Annotated in this window: 15 protein-coding genes and 1 tRNA gene; 5 read left to right on the top strand and 11 right to left on the bottom strand. The window is 54.7% G+C overall.

Annotation, left to right across the window (positions count from 1 at the left end):
- Positions 1-25 precede the first annotated feature (25 nt).
- Both GRI36_RS02960 and msrB read left to right on the top strand, forming a co-directional pair.
- Positions 26-1,336: a cytochrome P450 gene (locus GRI36_RS02960; protein ID WP_160597112.1), complete on the top strand. Its 1,311-nt coding sequence runs from the start codon at positions 26-28 to the stop codon at positions 1,334-1,336.
- A gap of 82 nt (positions 1,337-1,418) precedes the next feature.
- Positions 1,419-1,928 (top strand): peptide-methionine (R)-S-oxide reductase MsrB, encoded by a 510-nt coding sequence (gene msrB / locus GRI36_RS02955; RefSeq protein ID WP_160597111.1) that lies wholly within the window; start codon positions 1,419-1,421, stop codon positions 1,926-1,928.
- Positions 1,929-1,944: 16 nt separating this feature from the next.
- Here the strand turns inward: msrB and GRI36_RS02950 are convergent, their stop codons facing one another.
- The 5 genes from GRI36_RS02950 to GRI36_RS02930 all read right to left on the bottom strand — a co-directional run bounded on the left by GRI36_RS02950 (position 1,945) and on the right by GRI36_RS02930 (position 7,485).
- Positions 1,945-3,708 carry a hypothetical protein gene (locus GRI36_RS02950; protein WP_160597110.1) on the bottom strand — a complete coding sequence of 588 codons (1,764 nt, stop codon included), beginning with the start codon at positions 3,706-3,708 and terminating at the stop codon, positions 1,945-1,947.
- A gap of 37 nt (positions 3,709-3,745) precedes the next feature.
- A complete protein-coding gene (locus GRI36_RS02945; RefSeq protein ID WP_328598340.1) occupies positions 3,746-4,156 on the bottom strand; it encodes a GtrA family protein in 411 nt (136 codons plus the stop codon).
- 22 nt (positions 4,157-4,178) lie between these two features.
- The gene (locus GRI36_RS02940; RefSeq protein ID WP_160597108.1) at positions 4,179-5,795 is read right to left on the bottom strand and encodes an NAD(P)/FAD-dependent oxidoreductase; all 1,617 of its coding nucleotides are present in this window, start codon (positions 5,793-5,795) and stop codon (positions 4,179-4,181) included.
- 57 nt (positions 5,796-5,852) lie between these two features.
- On the bottom strand, positions 5,853-6,569 hold the full coding sequence (locus GRI36_RS02935; protein ID WP_160597107.1) for a PilZ domain-containing protein: 717 nt from the start codon (positions 6,567-6,569) through the stop codon (positions 5,853-5,855).
- Between the two features lie 415 nt (positions 6,570-6,984).
- Positions 6,985-7,485: a DUF2280 domain-containing protein gene (locus tag GRI36_RS02930; RefSeq protein WP_160597106.1), complete on the bottom strand. Its 501-nt coding sequence runs from the start codon at positions 7,483-7,485 to the stop codon at positions 6,985-6,987.
- A gap of 212 nt (positions 7,486-7,697) precedes the next feature.
- On the opposite strand from GRI36_RS02930, the gene GRI36_RS02925 reads away from it, so the two are divergent.
- On the top strand, positions 7,698-12,260 hold the full coding sequence (locus GRI36_RS02925; protein WP_160597105.1) for a PDDEXK family nuclease: 4,563 nt from the start codon (positions 7,698-7,700) through the stop codon (positions 12,258-12,260).
- Positions 12,261-12,284: 24 nt separating this feature from the next.
- Here GRI36_RS02925 and GRI36_RS14005 read toward each other — a convergent pair whose 3' ends face one another.
- From GRI36_RS14005 to GRI36_RS02905, 4 genes are all read right to left on the bottom strand, one after another.
- A complete protein-coding gene (locus GRI36_RS14005; protein ID WP_160597104.1) occupies positions 12,285-13,145 on the bottom strand; it encodes a DUF4143 domain-containing protein in 861 nt (286 codons plus the stop codon).
- Complete coding sequence (locus tag GRI36_RS02915) at positions 13,138-17,118, bottom strand: NACHT domain-containing protein (RefSeq protein WP_160597103.1); 3,981 nt, start codon at positions 17,116-17,118, stop codon at positions 13,138-13,140. The genes GRI36_RS14005 and GRI36_RS02915 overlap by 8 nt, the downstream gene beginning before the upstream one ends.
- A 161-nt stretch (positions 17,119-17,279) precedes the next feature.
- Positions 17,280-18,155: a helix-turn-helix domain-containing protein gene (locus tag GRI36_RS02910; RefSeq protein WP_160597102.1), complete on the bottom strand. Its 876-nt coding sequence runs from the start codon at positions 18,153-18,155 to the stop codon at positions 17,280-17,282.
- Positions 18,156-18,211: 56 nt separating this feature from the next.
- The gene (locus tag GRI36_RS02905) at positions 18,212-18,436 is read right to left on the bottom strand and encodes a DNA-binding protein (RefSeq protein WP_235902141.1); all 225 of its coding nucleotides are present in this window, start codon (positions 18,434-18,436) and stop codon (positions 18,212-18,214) included.
- Between the two features lie 241 nt (positions 18,437-18,677).
- Between GRI36_RS02905 and GRI36_RS02900 the strand changes: the two genes are divergently transcribed.
- Complete coding sequence (locus tag GRI36_RS02900; protein ID WP_160597101.1) at positions 18,678-19,274, top strand: hypothetical protein; 597 nt, start codon at positions 18,678-18,680, stop codon at positions 19,272-19,274.
- Positions 19,265-20,461 carry a tyrosine-type recombinase/integrase gene (locus tag GRI36_RS02895; protein ID WP_160597100.1) on the top strand — a complete coding sequence of 399 codons (1,197 nt, stop codon included), beginning with the start codon at positions 19,265-19,267 and terminating at the stop codon, positions 20,459-20,461. Before GRI36_RS02900 ends, GRI36_RS02895 begins: the two co-directional genes overlap by 10 nt.
- A gap of 29 nt (positions 20,462-20,490) precedes the next feature.
- Here the strand turns inward: GRI36_RS02895 and GRI36_RS02890 are convergent.
- Both GRI36_RS02890 and GRI36_RS02885 read right to left on the bottom strand, forming a co-directional pair.
- A tRNA-Leu gene (locus GRI36_RS02890) sits at positions 20,491-20,575 on the bottom strand.
- A 163-nt stretch (positions 20,576-20,738) separates the two neighbouring features.
- Positions 20,739-21,020: an integration host factor subunit beta gene (locus tag GRI36_RS02885; protein ID WP_160597099.1), complete on the bottom strand. Its 282-nt coding sequence runs from the start codon at positions 21,018-21,020 to the stop codon at positions 20,739-20,741.
- Positions 21,021-21,202 lie beyond the last annotated feature (182 nt).

The raw sequence follows: 21,202 nt of genomic DNA, 5'->3' as shown, positions 1-21,202 counted from the left end.
GGGTGCGGTGAAGGAGAGAAATCATATGGCCACGATTGCGCCCGAAAAGCCCGTATTCCATACCTCGCCGACAGCCTATGAAGTGCTGGTAAGGCATCTTGAGCAGCATCCAGAGGATACTCCTAAGCACACGCATCCCAATGATGTCAGCCGTAGCGACATTTATTTCAACGACACTTGGCAACCCATTTTTGCCAAGATGCGCGCCGAAGGACCGCTGCATTATGTGCCTGAGAGCCCCTACGGCCCATATTGGAATGTCGTCAGCAATAAGGCGATCCAGCATATCGAAGCCCTGCCCGAATTGTTCTCCTCCAGCTGGGAACATGGCGGCATCACCATTCTTGAGCGCGAAGAGTCGGAAGGCCTAGAACTCCCGATGTTCATCGCGATGGACCGGCCCAAACATACGGGCCAGCGCCGCACCGTTGCCCCCGCCTTCACCCCCAAGGAAATGAAGCGGATGGACGATGAGATCCGCCAACGAACAGGCGAAGTACTGGATTCGCTGCCAAGGGGCGAGGTGTTCGACTGGGTCGACACTGTTTCAATCGAACTCACAACCGGAATGTTGGCGATATTGTTCGGCTTCCCATGGGAAGACCGCCGCTTGCTGACCTATTGGTCCGATTGGGCTGGCGACACTGAAATCGCGACGGTCAAAGATTTAACGTCCGAACGCGAAAAAGTGCTCCACGAAATGGGCGCATACTTCCAGCAATTGTGGATGAAGCGCTCGCAAGAAGAGCCCGGACCCGACTTGATTTCAATGATGATCCATTCGCCAGCGATGAACCAAATGGAACCGCGCGAATTTATGGGCAATCTGATCCTGTTGATCGTCGGCGGAAATGACACCACCCGCAACACCATGTCGGGCATTATTCACGGCTTCGACAAATTCCCTGACCAACGCAAATTGTTCGAGGAACAGCCCGATCTGATCCCCAATGCGGTGCAGGAATGTATTCGGTACCAAACACCGCTCGCCCATATGCGCCGCACAGCTTCGGAAGATACCGAATTGTTCGGAGAGCAAATCAAGAAGGGCGACAAGATGGTCCTGTGGTACCTGTCCGCCAACCGCGATGAAACCGTGTTCGAGAATCCCGACAAGCTGGATATTACGCGTGACAATGCACGTCGCCATTTGGCGTTTGGTTACGGCATCCACCGCTGTGTCGGCGCGCGCCTGGCAGAGCTGCAATTGCGGATTTTGTTGGAGGAAATGCACAAGCGCCGGATGCGGGTGCATGTTGCTGGCGATGTCGAGCGGGTGAAAGCGAACTTCGTCCATGGCTTCCGCAAGCTAGAGGTTGAAGTCACCGAGTTTTGATTTTGTCTGCCATGATGTGAAACCTTTTGGGCCCGCTTTCCGTATATGGTGGTAAGAGCGACTTTAAATAGGACACAAGAATATGGCCGATAATTTCACCAGCCATGCGAGGCCCACCCGTCGAAACTTCATCGGTTGGCTATCGGCAGGCGCGGCTTTGCCAGTCCTGTCAGCGTGCGGCAGCGCGCCAGCTGAAGCGCGGACATTTCCCGTGCGAAAAACCGATGCACAATGGCGCGCGCAGCTTACCAAGGCCGAATATTATGTGTTGCGAGAGGCTGGCACCGAACGCGCCTTCAGCTCGCCGCTCGACAAAGAAAAGCGCAAGGGGATTTTCGCCTGCGCCGGCTGCGCCAACCGACTCTATTCCTCATCCACCAAATTTGACTCGCGGACGGGCTGGCCTAGCTTCTGGAAACCCTTGCCCAGCGCAATTGCAACCGATACCGATTACAAGCTCGGCTATCCTCGAACCGAGGTGCTTTGTGCAAAATGTGGTGGGCATCTGGGCCATGTCTTCAATGATGGACCAAGACCAACCGGCAAACGCTATTGCATGAACGGCGTCGCGATGGATTTCATTGCCGGCTGAACAGGACTGCACGAAATCAGCGAATGCGCCAGACCTGGAATTCTTTGGGGCCATCCATAACAACCGGCTCCAGCCATTCTGGGCTCTCACCAGCCAAGAGCTTTGCGGCCAAGCCATCCGGATTGGCGTCTGCATAAAGCTTGGGTTCGACCAAATCGGTGCACATCACAACATAGTCGATGTCGCGGTCTCGCAGGATCGGACGGGCTTCTGCCGGAACGCTTGTGTATGCGACAATCACATCGCGCATCGCCATTTCGGCGCGGTGGTGCGAGGTTGCCAGCACGCTATGGCCCGATTTCAGCAGGATTGACGGACCGATATCGAGCGGCGCGAGAATCCTCCCGGTTTCCAAATTTGCCAGCTTCTCCGCATGGTCCTGAATATCGCAACGCGAGTCAGCGACAGCACTGGTCGGCGGAATTTCGGGCTTAGCTGCAAAGCTACGATATAAGGTGATCGGAGTGGCAGGCAGCAGAATCAGAATGATAGCGATTGCGCCTACCGCTTTGGAAGCCGCACCCGATGTATGCCGGATTGCGGCGAGCAAGCGCGCCGCCAGCCACGCCAACGGTATCGCGGACAGGGCACCGGCAAAGGCAGCCGAACGCCAGACGAATACAGATAAAATGATGCTGGCGAGTAACAGCATAGCATATTCACCCCACCATTGACGCAGCCAATCACGCGATCCTACAAAAAGCATCAGCGCCGCTCCCAAGCTAATCAGCAATTGCAGGAAGCTTGGCAAAGCAGTCCACAAATCCTGTTCCCACAGCGGGCGGCCTTCGGAGATATTGAGATACCAGAAATTGCGCACTGCCGGGTCAAGCTCCGCAAATGGTGCCGCCAAACAGGTTGGCGCTGACAATCCGAAGAAAGACAAAGCGGCCATACCAGTTAAACCAAGCAAGCCAATCAAGGCAATTGGCGGGACCTTAGGTGCAGCCGCAATCACACCCGTGCCAATCGCTGCGATGATAAAGAACCCGAGATGCGCAGGGGCAATAGCATCGCAATGATTTGCTAGATCGGTGATTCCGCGCGTGGCAAGAAAAACTACACACAGAGACAGCGCGAGCGCCTGCATATAGCTGACGAGCCACCAGCGCTCGTCTCGGTTTCGCAACCAGCGCAAAACGAGCAGGGCACCAAAAGCTGCGGCCATTGGCAAGATCTCTACCGAGATCGATGCACCAACTGCCATTGCAATTCCTGCGATAGCTCCGCCTTTCAACGGAGAGCGGATTGATATGGCCCAAAGGGCGAGAACAATTGTGAATATCTGCCAGCCATGATGGTCCAGCCGCATAGGTTGGAGCTGAAACACAACTGGCGCCAGCAAGCCGATGCAAAGACATGCATATCCGGCGATATCGGCATCGAATAATCGCCAAGCAAGACGGCCCAAAACAAACAGAATTGCGCCGAGGGTCATGAGAGGCACGGCCACCATTGCAGAGGATTCGGCCGCCGCAACCCCGATTATCGGGCTTAGGATCAGCACAACCAAGGCGATCGGAATATCAACCAAGCGCGACCAATGCATCAACACCCCATCGGACGAACCGAGCCTGTATTGATGAAGGTCAAACCATGACTGGCCCGCTAGCAAATCGCGGACTTGGACTAGCCGCATGGCGTCGTCGGGATCGGGAAACTGGCCTTGCTGCAATCGCTGCCAACCGGCTGCAAGGAATATCGCCGACACAACAAGCCACATAATTGCGATGCGTGTGTTGGGGCGTTCATGCCCGCGGTTGCGGCGGTCTGTAGTCATCTGGCGGGGCTCATTTGGCAGGGCTCATTTTGCGGGCCTAACCCTCAGAACGAAAAACAACCCGGCTACGAATTAGCCAGGTGACCGTAAAGCTGGCGGCAATCGCCACCAATTTTGCCGGTCGCGGGTCAAACAATACATAGTCCGCAAACCCGACAATAGCTGTAGTCAGCGCAAGACCGGCCAATGCAGACAGCACGAACAATGCCTTTTGACGGGTCCGCTGGTGGCCGCGTTCCGCGACCGTATCGGTAAAGACAGCACGGCTGGACAGCAACCAATGGGCCGCAATACCGGCGCTGTAACCTATCGCCGAAGCGAAGGCTGCCTGCACTCCGCCAGAAAGCAACAGCAAGAAGCAACCAACATCAACTGCCAACGCACCGACGCTGGCCATTAAATAGCGCAGCAGCCGCACATCGCGCAATTTCAGCAGATAGGTTATCACTGCGTACTTCCTCCCAGAGCCGTCATGCGACCTTACGGTCATCCTTTGGCTTAATCCGCTCCGGTACCGGCATCAGCGAATTGAGCGCCGCAGCCTGATCAGCGCTGATCGCAGGACCGGCTGCTTCATCTGAAGTTTCTCGCGCCGGGATTGCCTTTTCAGCGCCCTCGTTCCCTGCTTCATGATATTCGGCATCTTCATTGACGCACCAAGTGTCATAGATGCGTTCGCCCGCGATAATGTTCTCGGTCGTTAGCATCGCGGTCATCATTGCGTGATCTTGATTGTTGTAGCGGTGCATCCCGTTGCGGCCAACAAGATGGAGCGTCGGGTGCTTCTCTTCCAATTCGTCGCGCATCGCTTCGACATTGGCCGAATAATCCTCGTCATAAACAGGATAGGCTTTTTCCTGACGGACCACTGCGCCGCCGATTACATCCTTGGGATCGCACAGGCCGAGGATTTCCATCTCCTCGGTGGCAAGGGCAATGAGATCATCGTCAGAGGAAGACCAGAGGCCATCATTTTCGAAACAGAAATATTCGAGGCCCACGCAGGCTACGCCCTCATCAGGGACCATTTCGGGTGACCAGCTGCGGAAATTTTGCACGCGGCCAACCTGGACCTTATCATCATGAATGTAGATCCAATTGTCCGGGAAAAGATCTTCGGATCTAATCTTAAGCGCGACAGTAAGAAAATCGCGATATTTCAACTTTGATGCATTCCAAGTCGTGTCGGGCAGCGGGTGCAAACGCGCAGCCAGTTCGCGCATCGGCGCAGAGCTGATCGTGTCTTTCGCTTTCACCACAATCTTCCTGCCATCTTTGGCGGTCGCAGTCATGCGCCACCCATTCTCACCGTCGCTAGCAAGCTGTTCGAGGCCATGGCCCATAATCACGGTGCCACCAGCAGCAATAACTTTATCACGCGCGGCATCCCACATCATGCCCGGGCCAAGGCGCGGGTAGCGGAATGTTTCGAGCAATGTCTTGGCGGCCTGACCGTCATTCGGAATTTTGTTGAGGCCCATCGAGCGTTTTAAACCGTCAATCACGGCGCTCCACAGGCTGAGGCCCTTGATCCGCTGAGCTGCCCAATCGGAGCTCATCTCGTCGCACGGCATGCCCCAGACTTTCTCGGTGTAGGTCTTGAAGAAAATCGAATAGAGTTTGTGGCCAAACTGGTTGGTGGTCCAGTCTTCGAAGCTCTTGACCTCGGCAATCGGAAACAGCTTGTAACGAAGATAGCTGACCATGCAGGCGGTCGAACGCCAAATACCAAGATTTCCCAATGCTTCAAAGGCCCGCAACGGATAGGAATAGAATTTACCTTCGTAGTAAATCCGGCTCATTCGCGGACGCTGGATAAAATCGTCGGGTAGAATCTCATTCCACAGATCCACGACCTGCTGGCTTTTGGAGAAAAACCGGTGGCCGCCAATGTCAAAACGATATCCCTCATGCTCCACAGTGCGGCTGATACCGCCTACATAGGTTTCATCTTTCTCGATGATCGCGACGCTCTTGCCTTGCTTGGTCAGCAAATATCCTGCGGTTAGCCCTGCTGGCCCGGCTCCGATGATGGCGACATCAACGTCCAGCTCTCCAGCAAGGTTTGCGTTATTCAGATTGGTCATTCAGGCCCCCGGGATTCATGTGCTGTTCGGAGGTGAAGGAAATTGGTTAGCGGATGGTTAACGCGCCGCGCAATTTTCGGCTGAAAGAGGGGGTCCCGACTTCTCGAATTCCGCAGAAGCTCTTGGGTCACTGGCAGTTTTAACCGCTTTTGAAGCCCCCCTCATGCGGGTCCGCTCGTTAAGGTTGCGGATCATCAGAGCAAGATTGCTGATCGAGAAGGTGCTGTGGAACACGAGACCGTACCGGCCGTCCTTCCGCCAGCGGACCCGCGCCTCAATCTCTGGTAGACCTTCTGCCTCGATCCGAACCGGCTGATCAATCGACAGCGCAATCGCGCATTCAATTGCGCTCCCTTGCCGCGATAAGTTAAGCATATTCACATCCAAGCTGCGCCCTGCACAATGAAGCTTAGCAGGCAATTCAAGCGCGAATCGCAAGTCGCGCCTCGGGTGGTCGGTATAGCCAGAAAGAATGTCGTCGACTTCGATTGCCGTATGGAATTGAAAGCCAGCTTCGCTGTCTCTCTCCCAAATCAAATCAGCCGCATAGCGCGGCCCAGACTGAAATTCCAATGCGAGCCGAGCGCCTTTTGGCACTGGATGAAAGCTTCTGATACTTGCGCCAGTCGCAGATATATCGCGAACCACGCATAGATATTCCTGGTCTTCAATGACCAGCTTAGCAGCGCGTATGAGCAAGGTGAATCGTGGCGCAGTCCGGTCTTCGACCTCCATCTCGACCGATGGCTGAAGCGGCGCTGGCATGCCTTGCATTACAATTCTCCGTCTACAACCGCCATGGCACAATGCTGGACGATTGACGCAGGATGTAGGCAAAAACGGATAGCAACTGGCTGCACAATACGTAGGTAGAAACACCGAGCAGGAAATGTATTCGGCGAGCTATTTACCGGCTCTTCGCTTGGGACCTCTAGATCTGGCAACTGGTACGGGTGACTGGACTCGAACCAGCACGATCAATGATCAGGGGATTTTAAGTCCAAGCTCCGAGATTTCCCGCGATACCCCACGAGGGCCTAAATAGCTGATAGGTAGAGATTTGTGTAGAATCAGCGTTACCTGCAACGGCCAACAATTGCCCTATCTTTCCCATCCTAGTTACACACGAATTACAATCTATGGCCGATTTCGGACGATACCGTCGGATTAGCCATCCACCAGCCTAACATCAGTGGACGGCTTCTTCGTCTCGCTCTCGCAAGGCAACCTTGGTTCGGCCAATAATCTCAGCAAGTGCGGCCTGGCGATCCTTTAATGAAAAGTCCCGTGTAGACGGCCCGTGTTCGTCCACATTGAGATTGTTACGGTTCGTCAGCACACCACCCACCTCTTTCGCAGCTTGTTCTGCAAGCTTAGCCACCAGCTTCCAGTTTCCCGCCCGCTTCGCCATTTCGACACCCTCTTGGAGGAGACTAAGACGGTAAGCTTGATGAGCGATCGGCACTGCAGAGACGTCGCACAGATATGTTTCACGGCGGACAGCGAAGATCGCCCGCCACTTCTTGCCACCAGCGAAATATGGGCGCGTCGGGTCATAGCGGCCGATCTGCTTGTGATTGATTGTGATCCCAAATTCCAACTGGAAGCACCGAATGATCTCAGAAGGCTTGCGAAAGCATGCTAACATACTGACAATCGAAGTTTTTTGCTCTTCAGTCAAATTTGCCATTATCGTCAGAACTTCCAGTAAAAGGGCATGTTTCTAACCTAATATGGAGTTACCACAAAACCGGCAGTCCACAAGCGGCCACAGCGTCGCTACTATTTTATCGGTTGAAGTGGGCCTTCAATCGTCTAGCGACGGCGGGAATGAGGTGCGAAACTAACCGCAAATGAGGCGACGTTCTTCCCTTTCCCTCCCTGACTTCTTAAGTGGAGGTAATGGCAAAGAAACCAAAGACAGCCGCCCCTGCTACCGTGCTAGACACTCTCCGAGATGTTCTTAGGCGATGGGAACAACCGGCCGGTCCGGACGGTTTCGAAGGATTGATAGCTCAAGCTCTCGCAACTGTAAGTGGCTATACATTCAGACTCGCGCGCTCGGGCGCACAGTTTGGCCGCGATGCCGCTACGCCCAACGCACCGTTCGCAATCGCAATGGAAGCTAAACGTTATACCAAATCCGTGCCGCTCGAGGCGCTGGCAGGAAAATCTTCACTCGCCGCCTTTGCGCTTGCCGACAAGGTTGATCTCTGGGTGCTCGCCGCAACGGTCGAAACGAGCGAACCAACTGAAAAAATGCTCGAAGAGATTCTAGAGAGCGCTGGCGTCAGCCTGCTCAATCTGGACTGGGCAGAGACAGGGCTACCGCCACTTGCCGTACTGCTCGCCGCTGCAAGCGCCGAGTTGCTCCCTTGGGCACAGGCCCGACTCGCCCCACTAGACTTTGCTGGCTTTGAGAAGGGGTTGGAATTTGTCGCGAAACACGCCAACTTCGCGGTCGCCGAAAAGCAATTACTCGACGCGCTAACCTCTGGGAGCCTTGGACTCGACGCCTTGCGTGAGCGCAACACTGCCTGGATCGAGCTGCGTTTTGCCGACCAGCAACTCGCACAGCAGCACTTTTCGCAATACCTTGCCCCGCTCGATTCAACCGCCCGTTCGATCAGCCGCCCAGTGATCCAAGCTGAATTGGGCCGCGCGTTCAGCGTGGCGCGCGCCGATCCCGAGGGGCGTACCTTGGTTGCTGTGCTGGGAGGCGAAGGATCGGGTAAGTCTTGGGCAGTTGCGCAATGGTGGGTCGCGCAAGATCCACGGCCTATTCTCCTTCTGTCGGCAGGCCGCATCGCAGAGCAACTGTCGCCTGATGACGAACCCTTCGACATGCTTGCGCGCCTTGCAGCTCTTCAAGATGGCCACCGCGATAGCAATGCAATCGCACGGTGGCGCCGTCGACTGGAGCGCTGGGCGGCAGGCAACGCAAACAATCACAAGTTCGTTGTCTTTCTCGACGGGCTCAACGAGACTAGTGGGAAGGCGTGGGCTTCAATCATCCGTGTGTTGTTACCAGTCGTACGCGATCTTGGCGGCGCCATAGTAGCAACGTGCCGCGAGGGATATTGGGATCGCGAGATCGCGTCGAGGCTCTCCTATGTCGCGGTCGAGAAAGTCAGCGTCGGCGACTACTCGGACGATGAGTTTTCCGAAGTGCTTGCGCTCAACGCCATACCGGTCAGCCAAATACCTGATCACCTCAACGGCTTCATGCGGACGCCTAGGATCTGCGCACTTGCGATCACGTTGCTGCCGACACTACAGGGCATCGAGGATCTTAGCGTCGAACGATTGCTTATGGAGTACTGGCGCGCGCGGCTGCGTGAACGGGGCGACCTCGTCGGGCATGGAGACGATGACTTCCGAGAACTGCTGATCCGCCACGCAAATGCTTACCGCGCACGACCAGGCACAAACTTCAACCGCGACGAATGGCGGAAGCGTTCGGGCGCGGCCCAACGTCTCGACGGTCGGCGGCTCAGCGATGATTTGACGGACATCGAAGAGGGCCGGTTTTTCGACTCGAAGCAGAACAAGTACGCCTTCCGGCCGGAGGCGCTGCACTTCGCGTTGGGGCTCCTCGTCGCCGACGAACTGAACGACGCCCAGGGCGACGGTTTCGAGCTAGGTGAAGCTCTCGAAGGGATAATTGATGCGGTGCGCGGATTTGACATGCTCGCCGATATTCTCACCGCTGCGATTGCGATCGGATCGCTCGATGAAGACTATCCCGACGCCTGCCTTGCGGCGCTGGTCGCCGGCTGGATGTCACTCCAAAACTTGACCGACAACATATACGAGCGGCTGCTACCCTACACAGCTGCACACCCTGGGCCATTCCTTGATGCCTTCGAATTTCGTGACCTCGAGACCGATGATGGCCGCTTCGGCAGCTTTCTTCTCTTTGCACAGCAGCGCGATGAAGTCGCAACCGCGATTGGGGAACGCGCCGATCGTTGGCTGGGCAGCTGGTGCAGAAGTGCCAGCAATTCCGGACCGTCCGAAGAGCGCGAGCGTCGGCAGCGCGAACGCGACGAACTAATTGACACGCGACTAGGCGAACTGCAGCATAACGAGCGAAAGTGGTTCGACACAAACTGTCCCGAGTTGCCGCGTGCAGTGGGGCTTGGTGTAGTCGCAGCTCAGCACATGGCCGGACGCGCTCAATCAACCTTCGCCCGCGGAATCATTGCCTTTTCGTTCGCTCATCGCCTGGCGGGAGATCATCGCTCGCCGCTAGACGAACTTGCATGGGCTATACGCCTCAATCGTATTGACTTTGAGGCGACTTCTGCCGCCGTTCATCGTGAAATCGAGCCATTCGTTGTCGCAGAGGCTTCGCCGCTTGCGCATGCCGTCGCAGCGACCGCGCTGAGCTTCTTAGGAGCGCTTGCCGACCAGCAGGAGAGTGAGCGACTCAAACCGATGCCAGTGCGAAGAAGCCGCCCTGATGCACTGGAAGCGCTTGACCCAACCATAATTCTTCCGGAACCGACTGGCGGTTTCCAGTTCGCCATCGACCAAATTGATCCAGCGGCAATCTGGAATCACATGAGCACAACATCAGAAGATTACGATCTTGAGCGCAGCACAAGTACTTTGCTGCGCGTCGACCCGGCTAGACTAACAAGGTTCCTCGATCGGGTCGCCGCCACAGTGACGGTTCGCAACGACATGCCGTTGCGTCAGCTTGGCTGGCATTTGCCTTGGCTCAGCCCGCTCTTGTCGAACGAAACAGTTACGCTGGTGCAGGGTCGGCTCGCTGACCTGTCAAATGATCCAACACTAGTGCCAGCGGGCGATGCCGAGTTCGTTCTCGGTATGATGGTCGAAGGGATCATGCCGCGGCTGGAAGCAGGAGACCAGCTTGACCTGCTGTTGTCACTACCGGAGGACGCTCCTTATTATCTGCGTTATAACGCGCTTGCTAGACAGTTTGATCCAACAGACGCTGCTGAACGATTGTCGACAGCCAGCAGCATTGGCGGACACGTGCTCGAGCGAACCTTGCTCTTCTTAGCAGCGGCGCCACCCGCGATCACAGACGTCCTTCGCGACAAAATCGTCGCGTGCCTCGCCGACGAACATCTCGGCGTCGCGGCCGCTGTGGCCGAACTCGTCCGCAAGATTGACGACGCAGAGATAGATGACGCGCTACTCGGGCTTGGCTCACCCGACGATAGCGATCGCAGCTGGACGGCAAATGCTCGCCGGTTGGCCTTTGCTGTTGCTGTGGCACGACGCAACCGCGACGATCTCATTGATCAGGTGGCGCTCGAATTTTTAGACTGGGTGGCGGTGCATTTGCCGGCAGCTCGCGCCCGACTGGTATGCGCAGTCGATATGACAATCGAGCGCTTGTTGCAGCCGGTCGACGCAAGCGAACCGAATGATGCCATGATCACGCTAGAACTAGGTGATAGCCTAGGTGATACGCGGATCAACATCAAAGATCGTGGCGAAAACCGGTCGAGACCGCCCGAAGAGGCGTTGGAGGCACTTAACGCCGATCTAGCGGACGAAACTGGTGCGCGGTTCGCCGAGCGCCGTCGATTGCTTCACGAGCAGTTCGATCGCTTTCTCGACAATCTAGAGCACGAAGGCGCGCGCATGCTGACAGTGAGGCCGCAGACATTCGGCCTCAAGGAACTAGCCATCGAAAACCCCGTTCGCCACAAAGGCTGGATCGACCAAATCCTAGCGATTGAGGACGAAGCGACGCTACGAAAGTTGCAAAGCTTCGCGCTAGTCCTCGCCGAGAGCTACGCAGTGATTGACTCGACGGTCGCCTCGAGCTTGTTCGCACACGTCTGGAAGGTGGACCCCATTGTTACCATCGTGGTCGGTAGGGCTAAGCTTCCACTTCGGACAATCGCATTGTTTCGAGCGGCACGTTCGGAGGAAATCGACAACTTGCGTGGTTTGGCATTTGAGCAATGCAAGGACGATGAAGCGATTGAGCGCCTTGTACTTGCGGCTGAGGCTTGCAATTCACGTGACTGGCTGGACACATTCATCGCTAGATGTGCAGCATCATTGCTGGCGGCCGATCAGGCGCTTGCTATTACGTCAGCCTCGTTCCGTACCGCCAACCCGCAGTCAGATGAAATTCTTGCGCGTGACTGGGGTGATGGATTCCTCGGCAGCGCGTCGAAAGCAGGTCGCATGCGATATGACCGTGCGCGACATGCCAATCACTGGTTTCAGTTAGCCGAGCACGCGAAGGACTACCGAGAGATCTGGCGCTATATGCAACTCGGCATTGCCGCCGCCGATCGCCGCAGTCTCATCAACGACGATGTGCTGCTCATAGCAGAGGGCCGTCAGATGGGCGGCGATGTCCAGCAGCGACTTGGGAATGCCGCTAACAAGGCTAGCGAAGATGCGCGGAAGTTTTTGCTCGGAATGCGGAAACCGTCGCCGTTGATGGCAAGTTTGTTGATTGGCTAACGCCAGGGGGATGTCACCGTATCTTCAATATTGGGTAAGAAACCTCTCCAAGGTCACCCTTTCATAGTCCCCGATAACTTCGCAAATGCCGCGATGGATTATACGTAAATCTGTCGCACCCAACTCACAAGCAGCGACCCAGAAACCCTTCGATGGCTTTTTATCTCGTCCCACTCCTATCTCAATGGCCCAGCATTCATCTGTACTCGGCCACCTCAGCACGAGATCAATCTCGTCATTGCCATCGGTTGGTCTGCGCCACACAAATACCTCGGCATCCACACCGTTGCGACGGCCGTATCGTTTCAATATTGTGCGGATGACGAACCCTTCCCAGCTATTGGCAAAATGCCCTTGGCCCTGGCCTGACAGTTTCCACTTTGGATTGAAGAGACGATGTAGCACGCCCGTATCGCAAAAATAATAGAGATCGCTGCGATCATCCATTGGCAGATATTTAATGCGAAATATGAACTGGCGGTCGATTAGGCCTTCGATAACATCGTCGAAGGAGGCTTTATCCCACCCAGTTTTCCGCCACAACGAGTCTAATGGACAGCCATTGTAGCGGGCTAAGTCTTTGAGAAACTGGCTACGGTCAATTTCCGCGCCACGCGAAGTCCTGGCAGGAAGAGGCGCCAGCTCGTTTGCGATGAGACTATCGAGAAATGCGTCGCTAATCGCATCAGTCGAAGCCGACAAACTTTCCCGATATCCGCCGCGCAACCAATAGTCTTCCAAAGCAAATTGCGGGACTTCGAGCGTGGGCTCAGGCTGCTGGGAGGCAGTATCCGCCGGTGAAGAGATTTCCTCGAGCGGTTGCCAATCCCACGCCTCTATCCGCTGGGGGCCCGGTCGATTGCTTCCCCTGCCTTGCTCAAGCACGTGTCAGATCGATCACCTTAATGACGATGCGCCCGTCGCGTGCCACTTTACTCACGTCAGTCAAGGCCAACTGCAACTCTTCTGGACTGGTGGGTTTTGAAATGCCTGATCCGCGCGGCGGCCCCTTCAATGTCTTACCGCAATCGCCGAACCACAAAACAAGCAATATGCCATAGCCATCGGCTTTGTGGTCAACGGCTTGCTGCGCTGCCAATTGTTCATCGGCTGCGCGCCATAGTTCATCGTGCCATTGGCCTTTCACTTCGACAGGCAGATGCAGATTGCCATATTCGCACGCGATATCGCCTTCTCGATCATTTCCGAGATGCTTTTCAGGGCTGAACTGAATCACTGATTCGTGCTGTCTAAGCATCTCAACAATTCGGTCGCTACAGCGTTCCTCGTTCTGAGGCGTTTTCTTATCATCACGGTAAAAATTTACCCAGCTATCGGTTGGGCTACTCTGTGCCTGAGCCTGAACCTTATCGAACAGATAAAGCATTTTTGTGCGTAGATCGCGCAGCGACTGCGGGGGCCCATCGCTTAGCATCGCGGCAAGCGCAGCGACTTCGATTGTCGCCCGGCCTTGCTCTGCCCGGTTCCGCCGATATTCAGCCAGAACCGCCAATATTCGATCGCGATAGCCGTCCTGAATTTCGGCCAGCTGTTCGAGGAGCTCTTCAGTAGTGTCTGACAAATCGCCACCAATACGGTCGACCAAGCGGCTGATACCTTCAGTGGCATCCCATGGGTTGGTATCGCCGGACGTGACGGAATTGGGGCGCTGCGCCACAGGAAAAAGGTCACGGAAATTCTGAACCAGCCACACTGCTAAATGCGTGGCTATGGAATCGGGCATATCATCGTAAGGGCGTTGGGCACCAACCCGCTCGCGAATGCTCCAGAACAGCGCCGGATCGTGCTCAACCGCCTGCTCAACACTAGGCGCATAACGATCAAAATCGCAAATCAAGCCAGCGGCCAGCCAATTGCGACGACGCTCCTCGGTCAACGTTTTCATCTTGAGTCGCTTTGCAATCAACGGCCTCAAAGCACCATGGTCGTGGCGGTGCAGTAGGACGTCCATCAGTGCCGCCTCAGGGCTTTTGTGCATACGGGGGAACTTGTGCAGCCATTCTTCTGCCAAATTGGCAATTAGGTCGCCATATTGTTCCTTTGTCTGATGAAGCACCTCGTGCAGGCCCATTATGATCTCTTGGCGGCGCTTAAGCGAGGGTTCTACCAACAGGCGCGTATAGGTTTCAAATATCTCTCGATCAGCAAGAATGGCCTCCCACAGTCCTTCTCCAAGTGACTTCCACTCGTCCCCGCTAGCGGCTTGGTTTGCAAAATGAAGTTGAGCTGCGATGAGTTGATCTTTGGTCAGCGGCTCGATGCTGCCATTCTTCTCGGTACGCTCGGCAAGCGCCGCAAGGAGAATGTAGCGCGCGCTCCAAGCGCGCTGATCACCGTAGTCTTTCGCCACAAGTTTTGCGTGAGGAAACGGCGGGAGAATGTTGAGATAGGCTTCAAACCCAGTCAGAACTGAAGGGATAAGATCAGGCCCGCATAGAGCGTCGAGCCGCGATTGGGCCGAATCCAGACCATGAAGGTCCGAATAGCGCGCGAAGTAAACATTCGCGGCCTGCATGATAATGCCATATTGCCCTTGCTCGAGCATCGCCTGTTCTTCAGCCATGCCTTGCCGGAAACCATCCCAACGTTTGTTCTTTTCTACTGTATGCTTTGCCTGCTTCGCCTCTCGCTTAATCTCCCAATCGCGCTTTGGTGGGTCAACTAGATCTCGCACAAACCTTTTTAGATCGGCATCATTCTTCGCAAAGCGCTTCAATGAAGCGCGCGTTTTGACTCCCTCAGTTTCCGTATGACGGATTAAGCGGACCGCTGTTTGCCAAGGCACAAAGTCGGCTGGCACAGTGTTTAGGAACTCCGCAAGGTCAGCATCGGTAAAGGCGAGCTGACGGTGGACTTCGATTATTTTGTAAGTGGCTGCCCAAAATTCCTCTTCGCCTACTTTTCCCTCAAACCACATGCGCTGCATTGCTTGGCGGATATCGTGGTTCTCGCGCAAATAGTCTTCGATGGCTTTATTGTCGTCTTTAGAATAGCTGTCTCGGCCACCAAAGGCCTTTAACCACCTGAGCAATTGATCTGCCTCGACATCCCCCATTACCAATCGTCGGGCTATCAATGCGTCGCCCAAATTAATGATATCGGACGATTCTAGGCTACGAAACTCAGGTAGATGCGTAGTCGAATGATACGCAAGCAGATCGAGAATGCCTTCGATGCGGTGATCTGGAACTTCGTTCCGGTAACGCCAAGTCCGGAGCGAAGTTCTGTCATCGCCTACCATCGTGTTGCCAGAAATAGGAAAGCCGCCAACCGCCATAATGGTCTCAGCCACTTCGGAATCATCAAAAATATCGATGCCGGCTTCGAGAATCATATGCGCCGCCAAGCGGGCGGATTCATGGGTTTCTTGATCACGCAACGATTTGACGAAAATTTGGATTTGATCAGGTGAGAGATTACCGATCAGTGCCTCAGCTGCATCATCGCGAAGCGCGTAAAAAACCTCCGTATCAAGCGCGAATTTATGCAGCCTTTCAACTGTATCTGGCGACAACTTTTCATTCTTGAATTGCCCAACCAGCAGCATGCGCAGGCGATCGCCGCGCGCAGGGTCGAGAACCGCCGCCAATGTTTGCGGCAGCAAGGCACCGCTTACCAGTGCTTTCGCACGGAAATTGCCCCAGCTAGAAAACCATGGATCGCTTACGGCGAGTTTTTCTAGAGCTTCAAGCAGGGCGCGCCCTTCCTGCGCGCTCAGTCCATCGGCATCACCATATTCGATAACCGCCATAGGATCGGTCTCGATAACCCGCATCGCAAGTGATGAGTCCTGCGCCAACCATCCAAAGAGACCACGCAAACTAGCAGGAACAATGCCGCCTTCTGTTAATGCCTCAAACAGTCTATCGCGAGCTATATCGCTGTGCGACTGACGGGCCAACCAACGCGCTGCTAGCCACTCACCAATTCGTCGGTGGGCGTAGGTTAATCGATTGGTATCACCGCGATATACTTTGATTAGTCGATTGCCTGATACAGCGTCCCATTCGGCGAAGTTTGGTAAATCAACCAATTCGGACAAGCGCAAATCGTCGTCAGAATAGTTTGCTTCCGGGCGCGCCAGTGCCGCCTTTCCTGACAGGATTAGCGCAGCAAAAGCCGCACCAAGGGTATCGAGAGCCGTTTCGCGTTGGGTTTCGCCCTGACGCGCCCGGCGGGCCAAGTTTGCATCTTGCAAGCACAGGTCAATATATCGTTTGAACAGCGCAGCCGTTGATGTTGGTAGCTCCCCAAGCCCAGCCACTCCGGCCAGCATGATCAACGTCTGCGGATTCCCCAACCACTCATCAAGACCGCGCTCCCGATACGTCGCGAAAACCTCTCGCGCCCGATCTTCACCCAGACTGGTAGCTAGAAAGACAGTAATCTGCTGCTCATCTAGCGCTGTTAGCTGCATCTCGATGGGCGGCGCACCAAAGGTTTCGCTGATCAGTGCTTTGGTTGTCGCAGCTTGCCAATCTTCTGAACGGCAGCTGAGGATGAAACGCGGAGCACCGGAAGCTTCGAGCCTTGATAGGATTTGGTTGACCGCCCCACCGTCAGCGAAAGCGGGAGTCTCATCAAGGGCATCAATCAGAAGGCATTCGGAATCGCCCAGTATCTGGGTGGGGTCTGGAGAATTGATGAAGCGCTGTGCAGAAACGAATTTCGCGCGCGGGCCAGCGAGCTCATTCAACAGCGCTGTTTTGCCCATACCGGCTTCGCCCAAGATGATGAGGTTTGCGGGTAAATCCAATAGGTCGCTATGCGAGAACCTTTCGTCCGCGCGGTCGATCTGACAGTTTAGGGTGCGGGGGATGAAGTATTCTTCTGCCATTGTTATCATTTAGGGGCTTTGATTGAACTTTGCACTCAGCATTTTGTGGCAAAGTAGCGCGCGCCCAACGCGGTGCGTTGGGTCCAACGACAATCCATTGGCGTAGCAATGGGCAGGCCCAACGCTGCGCTGGATAGGATGGCTCCACGCTGGCCCTGCCACTAAAAAGGAAAGCTCCATTGGGTCTGTCCAGAATCTTTACGTAAGGCTAGAGTTTGAGCCTTTTGGGAGACCGTAATAGGTTCTGAAGCTCTGAAGAGTTCCAATGCTTCAGATAAGCTATAACGGTACTTAAGCGGTAACGGTCTGCCATGCTTGAATTTGGAAAGCGTGCCGATGGGAATGCCGGCCCTTTCAGCCAAAGAGGTTTGTTCCCCCGGATCGGCGCCTTTGAGCTTGAACCAAAGAGCTGAGCGCAGCTCGGCTTGCCAAATCTCTTGCGCCGCTTCACTTTGGGTTGAACCATGCCTTGCGCAATGTGAAACGATCCCCCCGTGGCTAACAGTTAGTGGGTCAGATTCTGACTTTTCGCGATTGTCGGAAATGAGCCATTTTTCCAACTCAGGTGGGGCAGTTATTGCACCATTCACGGCAGCTTTTTCCATGTGTGGGTCGAAATCTGCTCCCGTTTCCAGCGCAAACTGGACACGTGGTTTTGCTTGTTTCCATTTCTCGTAACGATGAGTTGGTGCTCGGTTTGGGCCGGGTGGCCCCGCAGTCCAAGTCATTCCGTACTCAGCGGCATGACGTATCTTCTGACTAAAGCTGCCAACTTTGGTTCGATAGACAAAGCCCTTTTCGATGAGTTCATTGATCGCTTTTCGTACCGTACCACGGGACAGGCCGGTGACTTTGGCTCCTCGGCGCTCGCTGAAGAAGATGCCTCCGTTGTTGATTCCATAATCGCAGAGCAACATCGAGACCAGCACCTTGACTGCAGATGGGCCGAGAGCACGCCAAGCGTCGGTATCCACCTGCTTTTTGTAGATGCGGATGTGGCGCGGCTCTGCCTTCAAGTTTGCTTTCGTCTGCCCCATCAATTCCTCACGGATCAGACGTGGTATGCTGAATAGCGGCCAAGGAGGGGCTGCAATTAGTCATTGAGAGGGCGGACTGGAGTTTGACCGCTTGCATAGCTCTGAAGTTCGGCAAGCCAGTAGAAACGGCGCCCACCTACCAAGAAGCTCTTCGGGCCAATTCCAAGGCGCTGCCATTCTGCAAGCGTCTTCGAAGACTTACCCAACAGGGTTGCAGCATTCATGCGGCTAACCCGCCCATCGGGAAGAACCTGAATTGTTACTTTGTCCAAACCGTCCATTTTTGCCTCCATTGGCCATTGATTAGCCCCCCATAATCCCCTAGCGGAACGTTTGGGAATACAATTTTGAATACAAAACCGTATACGATTTATGGAGATCGTCTTGGGCAGACCTAAATTGAAGGCCGAGGAGAAGCGGAAGCTCGTGTCGGCGCGGTATGCGCCTTCTGTTGTCGCCAAACTAAGGGCCTGCGCGGAGGTAAGCGGACGAAGCGTCCCAGCCGAAATTGAAGCTCGAATCTTGGCCACAATTGATCTTGACGACAAAGGGCTTGAGTTGGCTGCGAGTATCAGTTCCGAGATGGAATCTTTGCGCCGCCGCAACAAAGGTAAGCGGTGGCACGCAGACATAACGACTTGGGCCGCAACTGCAGAAATGCTCGCATTGGGGCCAATTCAGGATTTTAAGCCGTCCCATGATGTCGATGAAGAATGTCAAGAAGAGGCATGGGCGCCATTGGCGAAAATACGCGAAGAACAAGGAGTCTACATCAGCCAGTTGGCTGAATTCGGAATTGCAGTTGCGCGCGCTAGGGAGATTCGCGGGCTGCTAAAGTTGAATAGCCGGAATCGTGAGTATGCGAGGATCACAGCAATCGAAGAGGATGACCTCCGCGAACAGGCGCTTAAAGCGCACGAAGAGTTGTGCCAACTTGATGACGCCTATGACACGGCCCTGGCTGCATTTCGGCTTACCATGCAGCCTTATTGGGACGCTGAAGAGGTCGGTCGAAAGATATATCGAGACCACCTCCACGAGGAAGCGCGCATCAGCAAACTGAGGGGTAATCCATTTAGGTGGTCGCACTTGTTGAGGCTGCACGCACCATGGCGCTGAAATTCACACGTCTAACCCGGCCAGCCGTTCGCGCCCTGAAGAGTGGTGAACGGATCAATGAGCATGGAATCGTGGCAGAACGCCAAAGCAACGGAGACTGTCGTTACAGCATCAACATTATGGTTGATCGCCAGCGCATCCATCGCGCCATAGGAAGAGAGAGCGAAGGCGTCACTCGTGAGCAAGCCGAACGCACGATTGAAAGTATAAGAACCAAGTCCAGAGAGGACCGGCTGGATCTCCCAAGCGGACGGAAGACCCATCGAACATTCTTAGAAGCAGCTGAAGAATATCTCGCTCGCATAGAGCACCACCCGAAGCACGGTAGGAATCTACTGCGCAAAACACAGCACCTTAGAAAGCGACTGATACCACATTTCACCGGGCAGCAGCTTAGCAGGTTGACTGAGCTTTCCGTGTCTAAATACATGAAAGACAGGCTGGACAGGGGCGTAGCAATCGCGACGATTAACCGAGAACTCTCTACTCTTTCGCATTTTCTGACCCGTTGCACCGAATGGGGGTGGATCAAGACAAAGCCCAGAATAGACAAAGGGCAAGAAGCTCGAAAACAGATTGTCGTGTTAGTAACTGCCCAAAAGCATGCGCTGCTCGATGCAGCGGTTGCGGATCAAGACCCGGTCACTTGGCTGTTTTGCACCATCGCAATGGGCACTGCGATGCGCCATTCCGAAATCCTGCAGATGCAATGGCAAGAAATCGACTTTGCTCAAAACCGGATATACCTCGCCAAGGCAAAAGCAGGTCAGCGCGAGCAGCCAATGCCCCCTAGACTAGCTGCACGGCTCAAATCGGAATGGGAACAGCTAGGCCAACCTGCCAGCTATTTATTTCCGGCAAAAAAGAAGAATGCGAAACAGCCCCATCGGCAGACCATGGCAAAGCAGTTCCGACGCTCGGTTGTCCGCGCTGGCCTGGATCCGGAAAAGGTAACGCCTCACATTCTACGTCATACTGCTATCACAGAACTGGTTACTGCTGGAGTCGACTTACCCACGATCCAGAAGATCAGTGGACACAAAACATTGGCGATGGTGCTGCGTTATACGCAGCTTTCCGACGATCACATCGATAAAAGCGTCGCAAAGCTTGATGGCGTTTTTCCCGACCTGGTTACACCAAAACTACACAAAGCATCAACGACCATAGGTTCGAAAGCAGCCTAGCTGTCCGTATTTCTTGTTATTTAACAGATTGGTACGGGTGACTGGACTCGAACCAGCACGATCAATGATCAGGGGATTTTAAGTCCCCGGCGTCTACCATTCCGCCACACCCGCATTCGCTGTGCCGCCCGTGATGCACTCAAGGGGCAAGTGAAACCTAGCCAAAACGCATACAGCCAGAAAAGCCCCCTAACCGCTTGCGCAGCAAAGGCCAATCTCCGGTTTGAAAATTTTAAACAGCCCGGCGTGATTGCAGTCGCTGTCCTGTCCGGATTGCTTAATTCGGATTAAGCCGCTCGCGCATTTCTTTGCCCGGCTTGAAGTATGGTACGCGCTTTGAGGGCACGTCCACAGTTTCTCCAGTGCGCGGGTTGCGGCCCGTGCGGGCTTCGCGTTCGCGGGTCGAAAAAGCACCGAAACCGCGCAATTCGACACGGCCGCCTTCTGCCAGTCGCTTGGTGATTTCGTCAAAGAATATGTCGACGACTTGCTCGACCTCATCAGCCCGCAAATCGGGATTGTCCTTAGCCAAAGCCTGCAGCAATTCTGACCGTATCATTATCAACTCCCAGCTGTTGCTGACGTACCATCAACCGATCTTAAGCCGGACTGGGTTATCGAACAAAGCTACTTTAACGCCCCGAAGGCAACGCTACCCTGCGGAAAGACCTGACAGAAATGGCCGAATTACGCAATCATTTGAGAGCGAAATTCAGCAAAGATCTTATTTTTTGCCAAAAA

It is taken from the genome of Pontixanthobacter gangjinensis (assembly GCF_009827545.1).
GTDB lineage: Bacteria > Pseudomonadota > Alphaproteobacteria > Sphingomonadales > Sphingomonadaceae > Pontixanthobacter > Pontixanthobacter gangjinensis.
The sequence above is the reverse complement of the archived record's forward strand: the minus strand, read 5'-3'. Positions and strand labels throughout refer to the sequence as shown.

Excerpts from the sequence above, each read along its gene's own strand:
- GRI36_RS02950 (WP_160597110.1), bottom strand. The coding sequence starts at position 3,708 with ATGACTACAGACCGCCGCAACCGCGGGCATGAACGCCCCAACACACGC.
- GRI36_RS02935 (WP_160597107.1), bottom strand. The coding sequence starts at position 6,569 with ATGCAAGGCATGCCAGCGCCGCTTCAGCCATCGGTCGAGATGGAGGTC.
- GRI36_RS02910 (WP_160597102.1), bottom strand. The coding sequence starts at position 18,155 with ATGGGGCAGACGAAAGCAAACTTGAAGGCAGAGCCGCGCCACATCCGC.
- GRI36_RS02960 (WP_160597112.1), top strand. The coding sequence starts at position 26 with ATGGCCACGATTGCGCCCGAAAAGCCCGTATTCCATACCTCGCCGACA.
- msrB (WP_160597111.1), top strand. The coding sequence starts at position 1,419 with ATGGCCGATAATTTCACCAGCCATGCGAGGCCCACCCGTCGAAACTTC.
- GRI36_RS02925 (WP_160597105.1), top strand. The coding sequence starts at position 7,698 with ATGGCAAAGAAACCAAAGACAGCCGCCCCTGCTACCGTGCTAGACACT.
- GRI36_RS02930 (WP_160597106.1), bottom strand. The coding sequence starts at position 7,485 with ATGGCAAATTTGACTGAAGAGCAAAAAACTTCGATTGTCAGTATGTTA.
- GRI36_RS02940 (WP_160597108.1), bottom strand. The coding sequence starts at position 5,795 with ATGACCAATCTGAATAACGCAAACCTTGCTGGAGAGCTGGACGTTGAT.
- GRI36_RS02895 (WP_160597100.1), top strand. The coding sequence starts at position 19,265 with ATGGCGCTGAAATTCACACGTCTAACCCGGCCAGCCGTTCGCGCCCTG.
- GRI36_RS02915 (WP_160597103.1), bottom strand. The coding sequence starts at position 17,118 with ATGGCAGAAGAATACTTCATCCCCCGCACCCTAAACTGTCAGATCGAC.
- GRI36_RS02885 (WP_160597099.1), bottom strand. The coding sequence starts at position 21,020 with ATGATACGGTCAGAATTGCTGCAGGCTTTGGCTAAGGACAATCCCGAT.
- GRI36_RS02905 (WP_235902141.1), bottom strand. The coding sequence starts at position 18,436 with ATGGACGGTTTGGACAAAGTAACAATTCAGGTTCTTCCCGATGGGCGG.